The sequence below is a fragment of the Micromonospora sp. DT43 genome (assembly GCF_049841645.1).
Classification (GTDB): domain Bacteria; phylum Actinomycetota; class Actinomycetes; order Mycobacteriales; family Micromonosporaceae; genus Micromonospora.
Genome location: NZ_JBNCKR010000009.1, coordinates 69020 through 85827, shown reverse-complemented (window position 1 = coordinate 85827; position 16808 = coordinate 69020). Strand labels below are relative to the sequence as shown.

17 protein-coding genes are annotated in these 16808 nt (G+C 73.0%); 8 read left to right on the top strand and 9 right to left on the bottom strand.

Annotated elements, in window-relative coordinates; genetic code table 11:
* Positions 1 to 19: 19 nt before the first annotated feature.
* From ACLQ26_RS21425 to ACLQ26_RS21415, 3 genes are all read right to left on the bottom strand, one after another.
* Positions 20 to 2089 carry a 3-hydroxyacyl-CoA dehydrogenase NAD-binding domain-containing protein gene (locus tag ACLQ26_RS21425; protein WP_425746119.1) on the bottom strand — a complete coding sequence of 690 codons (2070 nt, stop codon included), beginning with the start codon at positions 2087 to 2089 and terminating at the stop codon, positions 20 to 22.
* Positions 2086 to 3279, bottom strand: coding sequence for a thiolase family protein (locus ACLQ26_RS21420; RefSeq protein WP_425746118.1), 1194 nt, complete (start codon positions 3277 to 3279; stop codon positions 2086 to 2088). The genes ACLQ26_RS21425 and ACLQ26_RS21420 overlap by 4 nt, the downstream gene beginning before the upstream one ends.
* 176 nt (positions 3280 to 3455) lie before the next feature.
* On the bottom strand, positions 3456 to 4781 hold the full coding sequence (locus ACLQ26_RS21415) for a ribonuclease D (RefSeq protein WP_425746117.1): 1326 nt from the start codon (positions 4779 to 4781) through the stop codon (positions 3456 to 3458).
* Positions 4782 to 5047: 266 nt separating this feature from the next.
* Here ACLQ26_RS21415 and ACLQ26_RS21410 point away from each other — a divergent pair, with 266 nt between their 5' ends.
* Positions 5048 to 6307, top strand: a complete 1260-nt coding sequence (locus ACLQ26_RS21410) for a trypsin-like peptidase domain-containing protein (RefSeq protein ID WP_425746116.1) — start codon at positions 5048 to 5050, stop codon at positions 6305 to 6307.
* A 201-nt stretch (positions 6308 to 6508) separates the two neighbouring features.
* Positions 6509 to 7381 (top strand): hypothetical protein, encoded by an 873-nt coding sequence (locus tag ACLQ26_RS21405; protein WP_425746115.1) that lies wholly within the window; start codon positions 6509 to 6511, stop codon positions 7379 to 7381.
* Positions 7382 to 7415: 34 nt separating this feature from the next.
* Here ACLQ26_RS21405 and ACLQ26_RS21400 read toward each other — a convergent pair whose 3' ends face one another.
* Positions 7416 to 7988 carry a DUF3000 domain-containing protein gene (locus ACLQ26_RS21400; protein ID WP_425746114.1) on the bottom strand — a complete coding sequence of 191 codons (573 nt, stop codon included), beginning with the start codon at positions 7986 to 7988 and terminating at the stop codon, positions 7416 to 7418.
* Positions 7989 to 8137: 149 nt separating this feature from the next.
* Between ACLQ26_RS21400 and hemE the strand changes: the two genes are divergently transcribed.
* The 3 genes from hemE to hemQ are packed head-to-tail and all read left to right on the top strand — an operon-like array spanning position 8138 to position 11350.
* A complete protein-coding gene (gene hemE, locus ACLQ26_RS21395; RefSeq protein WP_425746113.1) occupies positions 8138 to 9235 on the top strand; it encodes a uroporphyrinogen decarboxylase in 1098 nt (365 codons plus the stop codon).
* Positions 9236 to 9242: 7 nt separating this feature from the next.
* Positions 9243 to 10652: a protoporphyrinogen oxidase gene (gene hemG / locus ACLQ26_RS21390; RefSeq protein ID WP_425746112.1), complete on the top strand. Its 1410-nt coding sequence runs from the start codon at positions 9243 to 9245 to the stop codon at positions 10650 to 10652.
* Positions 10649 to 11350: a hydrogen peroxide-dependent heme synthase gene (hemQ, locus tag ACLQ26_RS21385; protein ID WP_007456984.1), complete on the top strand. Its 702-nt coding sequence runs from the start codon at positions 10649 to 10651 to the stop codon at positions 11348 to 11350. The genes hemG and hemQ overlap by 4 nt, the downstream gene beginning before the upstream one ends.
* A 69-nt stretch (positions 11351 to 11419) precedes the next feature.
* Here hemQ and ACLQ26_RS21380 read toward each other — a convergent pair whose 3' ends face one another.
* The 4 genes from ACLQ26_RS21380 to ACLQ26_RS21365 form a co-directional block, all read right to left on the bottom strand.
* On the bottom strand, positions 11420 to 12568 hold the full coding sequence (locus tag ACLQ26_RS21380) for a lytic polysaccharide monooxygenase (protein WP_425746111.1): 1149 nt from the start codon (positions 12566 to 12568) through the stop codon (positions 11420 to 11422).
* 66 nt (positions 12569 to 12634) lie between these two features.
* Positions 12635 to 13165 carry a GNAT family N-acetyltransferase gene (locus ACLQ26_RS21375; protein WP_425746110.1) on the bottom strand — a complete coding sequence of 177 codons (531 nt, stop codon included), beginning with the start codon at positions 13163 to 13165 and terminating at the stop codon, positions 12635 to 12637.
* A 23-nt stretch (positions 13166 to 13188) separates the two neighbouring features.
* Positions 13189 to 14160: a DMT family transporter gene (locus ACLQ26_RS21370; RefSeq protein WP_425746109.1), complete on the bottom strand. Its 972-nt coding sequence runs from the start codon at positions 14158 to 14160 to the stop codon at positions 13189 to 13191.
* A 28-nt stretch (positions 14161 to 14188) separates the two neighbouring features.
* A complete protein-coding gene (locus ACLQ26_RS21365; protein ID WP_007456992.1) occupies positions 14189 to 14449 on the bottom strand; it encodes a hypothetical protein in 261 nt (86 codons plus the stop codon).
* Positions 14450 to 14604: 155 nt separating this feature from the next.
* Here ACLQ26_RS21365 and ACLQ26_RS21360 point away from each other — a divergent pair, with 155 nt between their 5' ends.
* The 3 genes from ACLQ26_RS21360 (at position 14605) to ACLQ26_RS21350 (ending at position 16420) form a co-directional block, all read left to right on the top strand.
* Positions 14605 to 14880, top strand: a complete 276-nt coding sequence (locus tag ACLQ26_RS21360; protein ID WP_425746108.1) for a glycoside hydrolase — start codon at positions 14605 to 14607, stop codon at positions 14878 to 14880.
* 109 nt (positions 14881 to 14989) lie between these two features.
* Complete coding sequence (locus ACLQ26_RS21355; RefSeq protein WP_425746107.1) at positions 14990 to 15736, top strand: lytic polysaccharide monooxygenase; 747 nt, start codon at positions 14990 to 14992, stop codon at positions 15734 to 15736.
* A gap of 63 nt (positions 15737 to 15799) precedes the next feature.
* A complete protein-coding gene (locus tag ACLQ26_RS21350; RefSeq protein ID WP_425746106.1) occupies positions 15800 to 16420 on the top strand; it encodes a DUF305 domain-containing protein in 621 nt (206 codons plus the stop codon).
* Here ACLQ26_RS21350 and msrB read toward each other — a convergent pair.
* Positions 16386 to 16790: a peptide-methionine (R)-S-oxide reductase MsrB gene (msrB, locus tag ACLQ26_RS21345; RefSeq protein WP_234588985.1), complete on the bottom strand. Its 405-nt coding sequence runs from the start codon at positions 16788 to 16790 to the stop codon at positions 16386 to 16388. The genes ACLQ26_RS21350 and msrB overlap by 35 nt on opposite strands.
* Between the last annotated feature and the right edge of the window lie 18 nt (positions 16791 to 16808).

Sequence of the window (16808 nt, the reverse complement as noted above, 5' to 3'; positions counted from 1 at the left end):
CTGTGGTGCGGGGATTTCCTCAGCCGGGCAGGCTCGCCGCCCCGCGCGGCAGGAACCGGCGGCCGGTGACCCGCTCGCTGGTGCCGGTCCGGTCCAGGTACGGCGTGACACCGCCCAGGTGGAACGGCCAACCGGCGCCCAGGATCATGCACAGGTCGATGTCCTGCGCCTCGGCGACCACACCCTCGTCCAGCATCAGCCGGACCTCCTGCGCGAGCGCGTCGAGCGCGTTCTGGCGTACCTGCTCGGCGGTCAGCGGCTGGTCACCGACGACGAGCAGCTTGGCCACCTCGTCGTTGACCTGGTCGTCGACCACGAGCGGCTGACCCGAGTCGGCGATCCGCTTGAGGTTCTCGCTGACGGAGAACCGGTCCGGGTACGCGGCGTGCAGGGTGCCGCCCACGTGGTACGCCACGGCCGGTCCGACGAGCTGGAGCAGGGCGAGCGGGCGCATCGGCAGGCCCAGCGGGTCCAGTGCGCTGTTCGCCACGTCCAACGGGGTGCCGGCGTCGACGGCGGCGAAGACGGTGCCCAGGAAGCGGGTGAGCAGCCGATTCACCACGAACGCCGGGGCGTCGGAGACCAGCACGCTCGACTTCTTGAGCTGCTTGCCGACCGCGAACGCGGTGGCCAGGGTGGCGTCGTCGGTGCGCTCGCCCCGGACGATCTCCAGCAGCGGCAGCACGGCCACCGGGTTGAAGAAGTGGAAGCCGACCACCCGCTCCGGGTGCTCCAGCTCGGCGGCCATCTCGGTGATGGACAGCGAGCTGGTGTTGGTGGCGAGTACCGCCTCCGGGGAGACGATCTTCTCCAGCTCGGCCCAGACCTGCTTCTTGACGCCCAGGTCCTCGAAGACCGCCTCGATGACGAAGTCCGCGTCCGCGAAGGCGCTCTTGTCGACAGTGCCGCTGACCAGGCCGTACAGCTTGGCGGCGGTGCCCTTGTCCATCCGGCCCTTGGTGACGGCCTTCTCGATCTGGGTGTGCACGTAGCCGACGCCCTTGTCCACCCGGGCCTGGTCCAGGTCGGTCATGACGACAGGCACCTGGAGGCGGCGGGCGAACAGCAGCGCCAACTGGCTGGCCATCAGGCCGGCGCCGACGATGCCGACCTTGGTGATCGTGCGGGCCAGGCCCTTGTCCGGTGCGCCGGCCGGGCGCTTGGCCCGCCGCTGCACCAGGTCGAAGGCGTACAGGCCGCTGCGCAACTCCTCGGAGAAGACCAGGTCCGCGAGGGCCTCGTCCTCGGCGGCGGTGCCGGCGGCGAAGTCACCGTCCTTCGCCGTCTCCAACAGGTCGAGCGCCTTGTACGCGGCCGGGACCGCGCCGTGCAGCCGCTGGTTCAGCGTCTCCCGGGCGAAGTAGAGCACGCCCGCCCACATGTCCTTGTCGACCTCGGGCCGGGTCACGGTGATCTGGCCGCGCACCACGTCGGCGGCCCACTCCAGGGACCGCTCCAGGAAGTCGGCCGGCTCCAGCAGCACGTCCGCGATGCCCATCTCGGCGGCCTGCTTCGGCTTGAGCATCTTGTTCTGCATGAGCGGGTTCTGGATGATCACCTGGGTCGCGGCGGGGATGCCGATCAGGTTCGGCAGCAGCTGGGTGCCGCCCCAGCCGGGCACCAGACCGAGGGACACCTCGGGCAGGGCGAGCGCCGCCGCGCCACCGGAGAGCGTCCGGTAGTGGCAGTGCAGCGCCAACTCCAGGCCGCCTCCCATCGCCGCGCCGTTGACGAAGGCGAAGGTGGGAACGCTGCTGTCCTTGAGGCGGGCGAAGACCCGGTGGCCGAGCCGGCCGATCTCCAGCGCCTGCGCGCGGTCGGCGAGCTGCGGCAGGCCGACGATGTCGGCGCCCACACAGAAGATGTACGGCTTGCCGGTGACCGCGATGAACGCCGGGTCGGCGGCGAGCGCGGCAGTGATGGCGTCGTCCAGGTCGGTCAGACCGGCCGGGCCGAAGGTGTTCGGCTTGGTGTGGTCGAAGCCGTTGTCCAGGGTGATCAGGGCGGCGGGCCGGTCCAGCCCCGGCACGGTCACCGAGCGCAGCAGCGCCTTCGTGACGACCTCGTTCGGTGCGGCCAGTGCGCTCACTTGTCGCCCTCCCAGTTCGGGTTCTCCCAGATCACGGTGCCGCCCATGCCGATGCCGATGCACATCGCTGTCACGCCGTAGCGGACCTCGGGGTGCTCGGCGAACTGGCGGGCCAGTTGGGTCATCAGGCGTACGCCCGACGAGGCAAGGGGGTGGCCGATGGCGATCGCGCCGCCCCACGGGTTGACCCGCGGGTCGTCGTCGGCGATGCCGAAGTGGTCGAGGAAGGCGAGCACCTGCACGGCGAACGCCTCGTTCAGCTCGAACAGGCCGATGTCGTCGATGCTGAGCCCGGCCAGGCGCAGGGCCTTCTCGGTCGACGGGATCGGGCCGACGCCCATCACCTCCGGCTCCACACCCACGAAACCGAACGACACCAACCGCATGGCGATCGGCAGGCCCAGCTCGCGGGCGGTCGCCTCGTCGGCGAGCAGGCTCGCGGTGGCGCCGTCGTTCAGGCCCGCCGCGTTGCCCGCGGTGACCTTGCCGTGTGGGCGGAACGGGGTCTTCAGGGTGGCCAGCTTCTCCAGCGACGTGTCGCGGGGGGCCTCGTCCACTCCGGCCAGACCCCAGCCGCCCTCGGCGTCGCGGATCGCCACCGGCACCAGGTCGTCCTGGAGCTTGCCGTTGGCGTACGCCTTCGCCGTCTTCTGCTGCGAGGCGAGCGCGAACGCGTCGGTGCGCGCCTTGGTGATGTGCGGGACCAGGTCGTGCAGGTTCTCCGCGGTGGCGCCCATGACCAGCGCCGACGGGTCCACCAGCTTCTCCGCGATGATGCGCGGGTTGGGGTCGACGCCCTCGCCCATCGGGTGGCGGCCCATGTGCTCGACGCCGCCGGCGATGGCGACGTCGTACGCGCCCATGGCGATGCCGCTGGCCACAGTGGTCACGGCGGTCATCGCGCCGGCGCACATCCGGTCGATGGCGAAGCCGGGAACGGTCTTGGGTAGACCGGCCAGCAGGGCGGCGGTTCGGCCGATGGTGAGGCCCTGGTCGCCGATCTGGGTGGTGGCCGCGATGGCGACCTCCTCGACTCGCTCCGGCGGCAGCTGCGGGTTGCGGCGCAGCAGCTCACGGATGCAGCGGATCACCAGGTCGTCGGCGCGGGTGTTGGCGTACATGCCACCCGCCTTGCCGAACGGGGTACGGACGCCGTCGACGAAGACGACATCCCGGACTTCACGGGGCACTTGAGCCTCCTAGCCGATGGGCGCGTTCCCCCGAATGCTACTCGCCAGTAACCAAACTGCTGCCGACCCCCCGATGTGGCCCACCCCACACCCACGCCCGGTTGATCATGAAGTTATTGCGCCGACACGCCGACGCGGAGGGCAATAACTTCATGATCAACGCCGTCAGAGGGCTGTCAGGGGATGGGGTTGGGGGCCAGGGCCTTTGTTAGGTGGGGAGTTAGCAGGGCGATCTGCCACTCGCGGGCGTTGAAGCCGCGCAGGGTCTCCGCCACCGCGTCCTCGGTGACCTCCTCCGGCGGAGTCCAGGCCAGACGACGTACCGAATCCGGGGTGATCAGATTTTCCGGGGGCAGGCTGTGCTCGCCCGCGATGCGGACCACCACCTCCCGGCAGCGGGCCAGGCGACCGGCCGCCACCGGGTCCCGCTCGGCCCACCGGTGCGGCGGTGGTGGACCCTCCACCGCCGGGGTGGCCGGAAGCGCGTCGTCCGGCAGCTCCCGGGCGTCGTCGAGCGCGGCCAGCCAGGTGCGGGCCAGCCGGCGGACCGACCGCCCCCCGAAGCCGGGCAGCGTCAGCAGTGTCTTCTCGTCCTTCGGGTCCAGCTCGGCCGCGGCGACGATGGCCGAGTCGGGCAGCACCCGGCCGGGCGCGGCGTCCCGCCGGGCCGCGATCTGGTCCCGGGCGTACCACAGCGAGCGGACCCGGGCCTGGGCGCGCGCCCCGCGCACCCGGTGGATGCCCGACGTACGTCGCCAGGGTTCCGCGCGGACCCGAGGCGGCCGGGCGCCCGTCCGGACCAGGGCGGCGAACTCCTCCGCGGCCCAGGCCGACTTGCCCTGTCGGGCCAGCTCCGCGTCGAGCGCGTCGCGGAGGTCGGTGAGCATCTCCACGTCGAGCGCGGCGTAGGTCAGCCACGACTCGGGCAGCGGTCGACTCGACCAGTCGGCCGCCGAGTGGTGCTTCTCCAGGGTGAATCCGAGTAGCTGCTCGGTCAGCGCCGCCAAGCCGACCCGCTCGAACCCGGCCAGCCGAGCGGCCAGTTCCGTGTCGAACAACCGGCGCGGACGCAACCCCACCTCGGCGAGGCAGGCCAGATCCTGACTGGCCGCGTGGAGCACCCACTCGGCCTCGCCGATCGCCGCGTCCAGCGTGCTGAGGTCGGGCAGCGGCAGCGGGTCGATCAGCGCGGTGCCGGCGCCCGCGCGGCGCAACTGCACCAGGTACGCGCGCTGGCTGTAGCGGTACCCCGAAGCGCGCTCGGCGTCCAGGGCAACCGGCCCGGTGCCCGCCGCGAACCGGGCCACGACCTCGGCGAGCTCGGCCGGGGTGGTCACCGGATCGGGGGTGCCGTCGCGCGGGGCGGTCAGCGGAACGGGCCCACCGTCGGTCGGGTCGGGCCCCTCGTCCGCCGGCCGCGGCTGGGCCGACGGCGGCTGCTGGGGTGCGTGTCCCGGGAGTTCTTCGGTGGGCCGACGGCGCAGGGGTGGTTCGTCGGTCACCTGCCAACCCTAGTGCGCGCCGTGATCCGGCGTGTGCAGCCGGTCCGGCGTGTGCCGGTCAGGTGTCCGCAAGGTGTCCTTTCGGATGCCGGACATCGGGGGAGACAAAGCCCGTTCGCGCAGGTACGGTCCATCGAGCCGCCGACCCCGATCGGATGATCCTGGGTCGTGGCCGCAAGCGAAAGACCACGGGGAAAGGCAAGATGATCATGACGGCTGGCTTCGGCGCGGGGGACGCACGGCCAATGGGCGCCGAGCCTGACGACGTGAGCGGACAGGTCCCCGATCGACCGGGTCCTCTGCCGCCGCGCATCGAACCACACCCGGAGGCCGGTGCCACCTGGTCCGGGGCACCCGGTCAGAGCGCCGAGCCCTCCGCCGCCGTCCCGGCACCCCGTACCGGCTGGGTGGCGCCGCCGAACGCCGGCCAGTGGGGCGCGGCGCCCCAGGGGCCCGTGCCCGCTGGCCCGTACGCACCGGGCACCGCCGCCGCACCGGGCATGACCGCCGCGCCGGCCACGGCGGCTGCTCACGGCACTGCCGCGCCGTACGCGGCGGGGTCAGCGCCATACGCGGCGGGGCCGGCGCCGCACGGCGCGTACACCCCGGGCGCTCCCACGTCCTACGGCGCCGGCGGCTACCCGCCCGCCGGTGACCTGGCCAGCGCGTCTCCGTTCGCCACCGCGGGTCACCCCGGCCAGCCCGGTCAGCTCGGCTGGCCGGGCGTCACCCCGCCCGCGCGACCCACCCGACGTCGGTGGCCCGTCGTGCTCGCCACGCTGCTCGTCGTCGCGCTTGCCGTCGTGGCCGGCCTGCAGGCGTACCAGCTCGACCGGCTCGGCGACCGACTCGCCGCGACCGACCGCCGGCTTGCCCAGGCCCAGGACGCCGACGGCACCCGTCTCGACGGCCTGGAACAACGCACGGACGCGCTGGAGAAGCAGGCCGGGGCGGCATTCAACCCCGAGGCGGTGGCCAGCGCCGTGCTGCCCAGCGTCTTCCGGGTGCGGGCCGGCCAGTTCACCGGTACCGCGTTCGCGGTGGGCAAGCCGGCGGCCGGCGGTGGCACCAACCTGTTCACCAACTTCCACGTCGTCGAGTCGGTGTGGGAGAGCGGCGGCCGGCAGGTCTTCCTGGAGCGTACGGACCAGCGCTTCCCGGCCACCATCGTCAAGGTCGACAAGGCAAACGACGTGGCGCACCTGCGGGCGACCGGCAAGTTCACCGGCCTGGTCACCGCGCCCACAGCCGTGAAGTCCGGGCAGCAGATCATCGTCGTCGGTGCTCCGCTCGGCCTGGAGGACAGCGTCACCACCGGTGTGGTGAGCGCGTTGCGCGCCGCGCAGGGCGGCTCCGGACCGGCCATCCAGTTCGACGCCCCGATCAACCCCGGCAACTCCGGCGGCCCGGTGATCAACGGCAGCAAGCAGGTGGTCGGCATCGCCACCGCCAAGGCGCGTGACGCCGAGGGCATCGGGCTCGCCATCCCAATCAAGATCGCCTGCGACGGTTTCAAGATCTGCTGATCCGCGGCCCCGGCCGCTCGCACCACCGACGGCCCTCTCGGCCGTCCGCGCCACCCACGGCCTCCCCCGGCCGCCCGCGCCACCGACGGCCTCCCCGGCCGTCCCCGACCCGTCCGGGTCCTCGGCCTCGGACGACGACCCCACCGCTGCATCCGGTCCGTCGCGCCTACCGGCGGAGGGCCTGCTCACCTGGAGGAAGAAATGTCCCAGCCACCGACCGGGCCGGAGGGTCTCCCGCCCGCCACCCCGACGCCGCCGGCCGGCTCGCCCGACCCCGACGCGACGGTGCGGCACGCGGCCGGCAACGACCCGACCGTGCCGCACGCGGCCGGCGCCGATCCGACCGTGCAGTACCCGGCCGGGCAGCTTGCGCCGCAGCAGTACGCGCCGGGCCACGCCGCGCCGCAGTACGGTACGCCCGCGCCCGCGCAGCCGCAGTACGGTACGCCCGCGCCCGCGCAGCCGCAGTACGGCGCCCCGCCGACGTCCGGCTACCCGGCCAGCGCCCCGCCGTACGCCGGCCAGCCGATGTCCGCGCCGCCGGTCTCCGGTCCGGCGTACGGCCAGCCGATGTCCGCGCCGCCGGTGTCCGGTCCGGCGTACGGCCAGCCGATGTCGGGCCCGCCCGGGATGCCGCCCTACGGTGCCGCCCCGGCTCCACGGCGCGGTCGCGCGGTGCTGGTGCTCGCCCTGGTGGCCGCGCTGCTCTTCGTGGTCAGCGGGGTGATGACCGGTCTGTTCGTGACCAAGAACAACGAGCTGAACCGGACCGAGAAGCGCCTCACCGCTCAGGTCAACCAGCGCGACGGAACCATCGCGGCCAACACCACCGAGATCGGGAAGCTCAAGACCGATCTGCAGGCCATGCAGGACAAGCTCGACAACACCGAGCAGGACCTGACCGGCACCCGCAACGACCGCGATGAGCAGGCCCGGCAGAAGAAGGTCATCGCGAGCTGCCTGGACAAGCTGACCACCGCGCTGGGTGCGGCGGCGGCCGGGAACAGGAGCGCGTACAACACGGCGATGAAGGGCCTCGACAAGGTGTGCGACGAGGCGGAGAACTACCTCTGATCCGCTGGCGACCGTGCCGGCCGCCGCCGAGGTGTCAGGCGGTGGCGGCCGGACGGCGGTCGGCCAGGGCGGTGACCCCGGGTGGGGGCAGGCCGGCCGTCGAGGCGAGCAGGGCGCACCAGCCGAGCAGGTGGGGCGCGAGGTCGTCGTCGACGGGTGTCCAGGAGGCGCGGATCTCGATGTCGCCGGCCGTCGGTGGGCCGGCCAGGTCACCGAACCGGGTCGACATGGTCTGGGTGACAGTTCCGCCGATCGCTCGATGACCGGCGTCCTGGGTGTCCAGGGCGTCGGTCAGCCACGTCCAGCCGACGCCGGGGAGCAGCGGGTCGGCGGCGAGGTCGACCTCCAACTCGGCCGTCACGTAGGTGACCAGTCGCAGCGTCCCCTGCCAGGCCTCGTGCCCGGCGGGGTCGTGCAGCAGGATCAGCCGGCCGGTGGCCACCTCGTCGCCGTCGCGCAGCACGGTCGCGGAGAGCGCGAACGTGAACGGTGCGAGCCGCTGGGGAGCGCCGACCTCCTCGAGGGTGATCTCCGATCGGGGCGCCGGCGACCGCAGCCCGGCGACCGCGCGGGCGAAGGTCTCCGGGAGCGCGATCGGGAGGGCCATGTCGGCAGCCTATGCCGCCGTCGGTCCACAGGCTTCGACGGCGCGCCGACACGTACCCCGACCGCCCCGGAGCGCGACGGACGTTAGGTGCGTCCCCTTCCGTTCACCCCCGGCGGCCTGGGGTCGGGCGGCGTGGCACGATTGCGGCGATGACCACGGACACCACGGGCACTGCCGCCCGAGACGGACACCCGCGCCCCGGCGGCCCGGCCGACTCGCCCTTCATCCGGGCCTGTCGGCGTCGCCCCGGCCCGCACACCCCGGTCTGGTTCATGCGCCAGGCTGGCCGCTCACTGCCGGAGTACCGGGAGATCAGGGCCAGCGTGCCGATGCTGGAGTCCTGCCGTCGCCCGGAGCTGGTCACCGAGATCACCCTCCAGCCGGTGCGCCGGCACGGGGTCGACGCCGCCATCCTGTTCAGCGACATCGTGGTGCCGGTCGCCGCGGCCGGGATCGACCTGGACATCGTGCCGGGCACCGGTCCGGTGGTGGCCGAGCCGATCCGTACCGCCGCCGACGTCGAGCGGATCCGCCTCATCGGCCGCGACGACGTCTCGTACGTGGACGAGGCCGTCCGTCAGCTGGTGGTCGAGCTGGGCGACACCCCGCTGATCGGCTTCGCCGGCGCGCCGTTCACCCTGGCCAGCTACCTGCTCGAGGGCGGCCCGTCGCGGACCCACGCGAAGACCAAGGCCCTGATGTACGGCGATCCCGAGCTGTGGCACGCGCTCTGCGGCCGGCTGGCCGAGGTGACGCTGGCGTTCCTGCGGGTGCAGATCGAGGCGGGCGTGTCCGCCGTGCAACTGTTCGACTCGTGGGCCGGCGCGCTCTCCGAGGCCGACTACCGCCGCTATGTGCTGCCGCACTCGACGGCCGTGCTGAGCGGGCTGGCTGACGCAGGCGTGCCGCGCATCCACTTCGGGGTGGGCACCGCCGAGCTGCTCGGCGCGATGGGCGAGGCCGGCGCGGACGTGGTCGGTGTCGACTGGCGTACGCCGCTGGACGTGGCCACGCACCGGATCGGCCCGGACAAGGCGGTGCAGGGCAACCTGGACCCGACAGTGCTGCTCGCGCCGTGGCCGGTGGTGGAGGCCGAGGTGCGCCGGATCCTGGAACAGGGGCGGGCGGCTCCCGGGCACGTGTTCAACCTCGGCCACGGTGTGCTGCCGGAGACCGACCCGGACGTGCTGACCCGGGTGGTAGCGCTTGTGCACGAGGTCTCCAGCCGCCGGGCCGACCAGGGCTGACACGGCGATGCGGCAGCCCTGGCGGGTGGCGGTGGTCGGCGGCGGAATCGCCGGGCTGGCCGCCGCGGTCCGGCTGCGCGACCGCGCGCCGGAGGGCACCGAGATCACTGTGTACGAGCAGTCCGGCGCGGTGGGCGGCAAGCTGCGTACCGGGACGTTGGCAGGTGCGCCTGTGGAGTTCGGCGCCGAGTCGTTCCTGATGCGCGATCCGACCGGGGCGCAGAGCGCTGCGGTGGCGTTGGCGCACCGGCTCGGGCTGGCCGACAGGATCGTGCACCCCACCGTCGGGCAGGCCGCGCTTGTCGTCGACGGAGGGCTGCGCCCCATCCCGGGCGGGACGCTTGTGGGCGTACCCGGGGATCTGGAGCGGGTGGCGACTGTCGCGCGCCCGGCCGCGGACGCCGACACCGACGACGGTCGGCCGCTGGTCGGGCCGGACGCGGACGTCTCGGTGGGCGCGCTGGTCCGGTCCCGGTTCGGCGACGAGGTCGTCGACCGGCTGGTCGACCCCATGCTGGGTGGCGTGTACGCGGGCCGCGCCGACGACCTGTCCCTGGTCACCACGATGCCGGCGCTGGCTCGCACGGCCCGGGTGGAGCACACCCTGGTCGGCGCGGTCCGGGCGGCGCAGGCCGCCGCGCCGCGCGCTCCGGGCGCCCCGGTCTTCGGCACCCTGGTCGGCGGGTTGAGCACCCTGGTCGAGGCGGCGGTGAGGGCGAGCGGCGCGACGGTACGCCGGGACGCCGCCGTGCGCGAGGTGACCCCGACCGGCACGGGTTGGCGGCTCACTGTCGGCCCGACCCGCGCTCCGGACGTTGTCGACGTGGACGCCGTGGTGCTTGCGGTGCCGGCCCGGCCGGCGGCCCGGCTGCTCGCCGGCCCGGCCCCGGTGGCCGCCGCGGCCGTGGGTGAGCTGGACTACGCGAGCGTCGCGCTTGTCACCCTGGCGTTGCCGGAGCCGCTGCTGCCCGAGCTGTCCGGCTTCCTGGTGCCCAGCACCGAGGGGCTGTTGATCAAGGCGGCCACGTTCTTCACCACGAAGTGGGGGCACCTGCGTCGGCCGGACGGGCTGGCACTGGTGCGCGCCTCGGTGGGCCGCTACGGCGAGGAGGCGCACCTGCAGCGCCCCGACGCGGACCTGGCCGCGACCGTGCACCGGGAGCTGTCGGCGGTGCTCGGCGCCCCGCTGCCCGCCCCGGTCGACGGGCACGTGCAGCGGTGGGGCGGCGCGCTGCCCCAGTACGCCCCGGGGCACGCCGACCGGGTGAGTGCCGCGCGCGCGGCGCTGCGGGCGGCGCATCCCACACTGGTCCTGGCCGGCGCCGGCTACGACGGTGTCGGCATACCGGTCTGCGTCCGCTCCGGCGAGACGGCAGCCGACGAGATCATCACAGCACTGGGAGGATCGGCGAGATGACCGAGCAGACCAACGCGGCCCGGTTGCGGGAGCTGAACGACAGCATCCGCTACACGATGTGGTCGGTGTTCCGGGCCAGCGCCCCACTGCCGTCGCTGCGGGACAACGTCACGGGCGAGGTCGAGTCCCTCTTCGAGGAGTTGGCCGGCAAGGACGTGGTCATCCGGGGCGTGTACGACGTGTCCGGGCTGCGCGCCGACGCGGACGTGATGATCTGGTGGCACTCCGCGTCCAGCGACGCGCTACAGGACGCGTACCTGCGGTTCCGTCGCACCACGCTGGGTCGGGCGTTGACCCCGGTCTGGTCGCAGATGGCGCTGCACCGGCCGGCGGAGTTCAACAAGAGCCACATCCCGGCGTTCCTGGCCGGCGAGGAGGCCCGCCCCTACCTGTGCGTCTACCCGTTCGTGCGCTCCTACGAGTGGTACCTGCTGCCCGATGCCGAGCGGCGCGAGATGCTCGCCGAGCACGGCAAGATGGCCCGCGGCTACCCCGACGTACGCGCAAACACGGTCGCCTCGTTCGCGCTCGGCGACTACGAGTGGATGCTCGCGTTCGAGGCCGACGAGCTGCACCGGATCGTCGACCTGATGCGGGACCTGCGCGCCTCCGGCGCCCGGCGGCATGTCCGCGAGGAGGTCCCGTTCTACACGGGCCGCCGCCGCTCGGTCGCCGAGATCGTCAACTGCCTGGTCTGATCCCGGCCGGCTGGCTGATCCCCGCCGGCCGGCGCCGCGCCCCCGCCCGGGTGCGGCGCCGGACGGGGATCAACTGGTCTTCGTACAGGAGACCAGGGGAACGGGGTTGCTACCGGTCCACGAGCCGAGGAAACCGAACGTGGTGCTCGCTCCGCCGGCCAGGGCGCCGTTGTAGTTCACGTTGCGTGCGGTGACGAGCGTGCCGTTGGTGGTGAGATCGGCGCTCCACGCGGACGCGACCTTTTGGCCGTTGTTGTAGTTCCAACTCACCGACCAGCTCTGGGTCGGCGAGTTGGCGCCCGCGGTCACCTTCACCTCGGCCTGGAAGCCGCCGGCCCACTGGCCGGTGATCTCGTACGTCGCGTAGCAGGCGCCGGCCGGCACGGGAGTGCTCGGCGGAGGCGTGCTCGGCGGCGGGGTCGTGGGCGGGGGAGTGGTGGGCGGCGGGGTCGTCGGCGGCGGGGTCGTCGGCGGCGGCGTGGTGGGCGGGGGAGTGGTGGGCGGCGGGGTGCTCGTGCCGCCGGAGAAGTCCACGTCACTGCACAGGTAGTACGACTGGTCCAGGTGGCTTGCCTGCCAGACGGTGTAGACCATGTGCCGCCCGGTGCGGCCCGGCGCGCTGACCGGGATCTGGATGGAGACGCCACCGGTGTCCCGGTCCCACTGCGACGCCGGGGTGTTGCCGATCTGGCCGGCCAGTTCCAGGTCGTCCCAGCCGAGCGCCTCGGTCGACGAGTTGAAGCCCTGCTTGGTCACGTACACCCGGATGTAGTCGGCGCCGTGGCTCGCCTGGTCGAAGAAGCGCAGCCGGAAGTTGTTCGACACCGGGGTGGCCTTCCACGCGCCGACGGTGTCCAGCGCGTTGTAGCGACCGTTCTGGGTGTGCCCGCCGCTGCACAGCTGGCCGTTGGGGACGGCGGCCTGGTGGTTACCGGCCACACCCTCGCGGAACAGGCCGTTCCAGTTCCACATGGCCTGCGGGTCGGCCTGCCAGGCCTGCCAGCACATCGGGTCCTCGGTGGCCATCCGGGGATTCTGGAATTCACTGCCCCAGCGTTGCCAGCAGCTGTAGCTGCGCGAGGCCGGGTCGACGACCGAGCCGTGCGCGGAGGCGGGCTGGACCAGCGCGACGCTCAGCGCGGTGGTCAGCAGGAGCGTGGCGGCCGCCGCGATGGCGAGTGGCCGGCGCACGCGTGGTGATCGGGCGAGACTGGACATGGAGCCCCCGGGGGGATGAGGTCGGACGACGACACCCGGACGGCCGGGAGTTGCCCACTCCCGTGCCTACTGCGTTGCTCTCGCGCTGGCTCCACCCGGAACGATGCCAGGCCGATCGTCAGACGTCAATGGTCGGAGTCGTCGGCGCGGCCCCGCGGTGCGGCGCATCGGGGTGTGCGGGATGCCGTCCTCGACGTACTCCGGGCCGCTCACCGCGAAGCCGTGCCTGGCGTAGAGACCGACCAGGTGTGACTGGGCCTCCAGCACGCAGGGCCGGTCGCCGACCAGATCCAACGCCGCCGTCATCAGCCGGCCGGCGTGCCCGCCGCCGCGCGCCGCCGTTGCCACCACCACCCGACCGATCCGGGCGACGCCGTCGGGGTCGGCCAGGATCCGCAGGTACGCCAGCGGCGCGCCGCCGTCGGTCAACCAGAGATGCCGGGTGCCTGGCTCCACATCCCGCCCGTCGAGTTCCGGGTAGGGGCAGTTCTGCTCCACCACGAACACGTCGATGCGCAGCTTGAGCAGGTCGTGGAAGGTGCGGGCGTCCAGGTCGGCGAACCCGGCCGCCCGGACCTCGGTGGTCTGCTGGGGCACGCACCGATCCTAGGCCGGGGGGTTCACGCGGTATCTGCCCGGTCGGGTGCGAGGTATGTCGCAGCCACGGCGGTGAGCAGCAACGCGCCGCCGACGAGCACCGGCAGCGGGAGCGGCTCGTGCAGCAGCGCCACGGCCAGCGCGGCCGCCGTCAGCGGTTCGAGCAGGGTCAGCACGGCCGCGACGCTGCCGGCGGTCGTCCGCAGCCCGGCGTAGAACAGCGCGTACGCCACGGCGGTGGTGACGACGCCGAGGTGCAGCAGCAGCGCCAGGGTGTCGAGGCGTACGTCGACGGCGACGCCGGAGACCACTGCCATCGGCGCCAGGGTCAGCGCGCCGACCACCGTGGAGATGGTGGTCAGCGTCATCGGCGCGGTGTGCTGCGACACCTGGCGGCTGATCAGGGTCGTCACCGCGTACCCGAGGCCGGACCCGGCGGCCGCGAGCAGGCCCAGCAGCGGGGCCGGCGCGGCAGTCGTGGGCTCGGCGGTGGCCCCGGTGATCAGGGCGAGCCCGGCCACGGCGGTGACCAGGGTGCCGAGGCGCACCGGGTCGGGGAGCCGGCGGGCCCGCAGCGACTCCCAGGTCGCGGCGAGCACCGGGGCCAGGCCCAGGCTCACGACGGTGGCCACGCTGACCCCGGCGAGCACCACGGCGGCGAAGTAGAGCGCCTGGTAGAGCCCGAGGCCGACGCCTGTGAGCAGCAGCGGTACGGGTGTGGCGCGCAGGGCGGCCAGGAGCGCGCCCAACCGGCCGGCGGTGCACGCCAGCAGGACGAGCGCGGCGATCGCCAGCCGGTGGAAGCCGATGCTCACCGGGCTGAGCCCGGTGCTCTCGCGGAGGAGTTGCACCGCCACGCCTGTGGTGCCCCAGAGGACTCCGGTGACGCTGATCTGGATGAGGCCCGTGCGGGCCCGGTGGACGGCCGGCGCCGGGGCGGCCGGGCGCGCGGTACGAGAGGTGGACACGGATGCGCTCCGAAGGAACGACCGCATGGGGACGACCGTACCGCAGGGGTTTCGCTCAGGCGGGGCGCGCGCCCACGGCGTCTCGGATCTCGGCGCCCTCGGCGCCCTCGACCGCGCGGGCGCAGTGCCCGCAGCAGAAGAACCGGCCGTTGACCTCCACGCCGTGCCCGACGATCTTGATCTGACAGTGTTCGCAGATGGGTGCCATGCGGTGGATCGCGCACTCGAAGGAGTCGAATGTGTGCACGTCGCCGCTGACGGTGTGCACCTCGAACGCCATCCAGTAGTCGTTGCCGCAGACCTCGCAGGTTGCCACGGAAAACCCCCCGTATCAGGACATGTGCCACCAGGGTGCCCGAGGTTGGGGCGGTGGTGGGCGAATTGCCGCCAGTCGGCGGGGCTTGGCGGCGTGTCGGCTCCGGCGTGTCGTCCGTTAGGCCGGGTGGACCGCCGTGACCCCGGAGGATCGCCATGATCAAACGCAACAAGCTCTTCGGCAGCCAGACCCGGGTGACCTTCTGTCTACCCCGGGACGCCCCGCCCGGTCCGGTGAGCGTGGTGGGCTCCTTCAACGACTGGGAGCCCGGGCTGCACGAGCTGGTGGCCCGCCGCGACGGCACCCGGACGGTGACCGTGAAGCTCGGCCCGGGGGAGTATCGGTTCCGCTATCTCGCCAGCGGCGGGGTCTGGCTCGACGACGAGACGGCCGACGATGTCGACGACCGCGGCAGCCTGCTGCGACTCTGAGGAGTGAAGTCGTCACCATCGATGGATTTATCGATGGCGCTCTTTACTGTTAATAAAGTTTAAATTACCTTGAGGGCACCTCACCGCACCTGGAGAAGGAGCTGCCCCCATGCGTCGAAGAATCACCGTCCCGCTGGTGGCGGCGGGCGCTGTCGCCGCCACCCTCACCGTCGCCGCGCCCGCCCAGGCGCACGGCTACGTCTCCGCCCCGCCCAGCCGCCAGGCGCTCTGCGCGCAGGGCCGGGTGCCCGACTGCGGACAGATCAGGTACGAGCCGCAGAGCGTGGAGGGGCCCAAGGGCCTGCGCAGCTGCAACGCCGGAATCGCCCAGTTCGCCGTCCTCAACGACGACAGCCGGGGCTGGCCCGCCACGTCGGTCGGCAGTTCGCTGACCTTCACCTGGGTCAACACCGCCAGGCACGCCACCAGCAACTGGGAGTACTGGATCGGCAACACCCGCGTCGGCGTGGTCAACGGCAACGGGCAGCAGCCGGGCGCGACGGTCTCGCACACGGTCAACCTGGGCGGCTTCTCCGGCCGGCAGAAGATCCTCGCGGTCTGGAACATCTCCGACACCGCTAACGCCTTCTACTCCTGCATGGACGTGCAGATCGGCGGCGGCGGGTCCACGCCCACCCCCACGCCGACCACCTCGCCCACGCCCCGGCCCACCACCAGCCCGACCACCGCGCCGACGACCCCGCCCCCCACGGGCGGCAGTTGGACCAGCGGACGGGCGTACCAGGTCGGCGACCAGGTCACCTACGGCGGACTGACGTACCGCTGCCGGCAGGCCCACACGGCGATCCCCGGCTGGGAGCCCCCGAACGTGCCTGCGCTCTGGCAGCAGGTCTGACCGCACGGGTGCGGCCCCGGCCGCACCCGTGTCGCCGTCTCGTCGGATGATCGGAGCCTCGGCATGCCCCGCGTACACCTGCTGTCGTGGCTGGTCGCCGCGTCGCTGCTCGCCGCCTGCGCCGGGCCGTCCCCGACCGCGTCGGCTCCCACGTCCCCGGCCGCGTCGGCCGGGTCTTCGGCGGTCGGGTCCGCGCCGGCCGGCGCCGAGCTGAGCGGCATCGACGTGGTGTTCCTGCGCACGATGGTCGGACACGGCGAACGCACCCTGCAGATCGTCCGGCTGGCCCGGGACCGACTGCACGACGACGCGCTGCGCACCCTGGCCGCCGCCGTCGAGGCGACCGAGGCCGACGAGCTGTCGGCGATGAGCGGCTGGCTGCCCACGGCCGGGCCGGGCACCGGCACGGCCGGGCACGACCACGCCGGGCACGGCGACGACACCGCGCTCGACCGGCTGCGGGCCGCCGGGGACGCCGACGTCGACCGGGTGCTGCGCGAGGTGCTCGCCGAGCACCAGCGGGCCGCCGCCGACCTGGCCCGGGCCCAGGTCGACGTCGGTCGCAACGAGCGGGTCCGCGACCTGGCCCGGCGGATCGAGCGGTCCCGGACCGCCGAGGTCGAGCTGCTCCAGGGGTACGCGGCTCAGATCAGCGCGGCTCCAGCCGGACGGAGATCGAGTTGACGCAGTGCCGGGTGTCCTTAGGAGTGAAGCCCTCGCCGTGGAACACGTGCCCGAGGTGGCTGTCGCAGCGGGCGCAGCGGATCTCCGTACGGGCCATGCCGAGGCTGCGGTCCTCGATCTCCTTGACCCGGCCCGGAATGGCGTCGTCGAAGCTCGGCCACCCGCAGTGCGAGTCGAACTTCGTGTCGCTGGAGAAGAGTTCCAGGCCGCAGGCGCGACAGTGGTAGACCCCCTGGGTCTTGGTGTCCACGTACTCGCCGACCCACGGGCGCTCGGTCCCCGCCTCCCGCAGGACGTGGAACTCCTCGGGGCTCAGGCGGACACGCCACTCGTCCTCGGTCTTGGGCAGGTTGTTGTCGTCAAGACTCACCCGTCAACGGTACGTCGA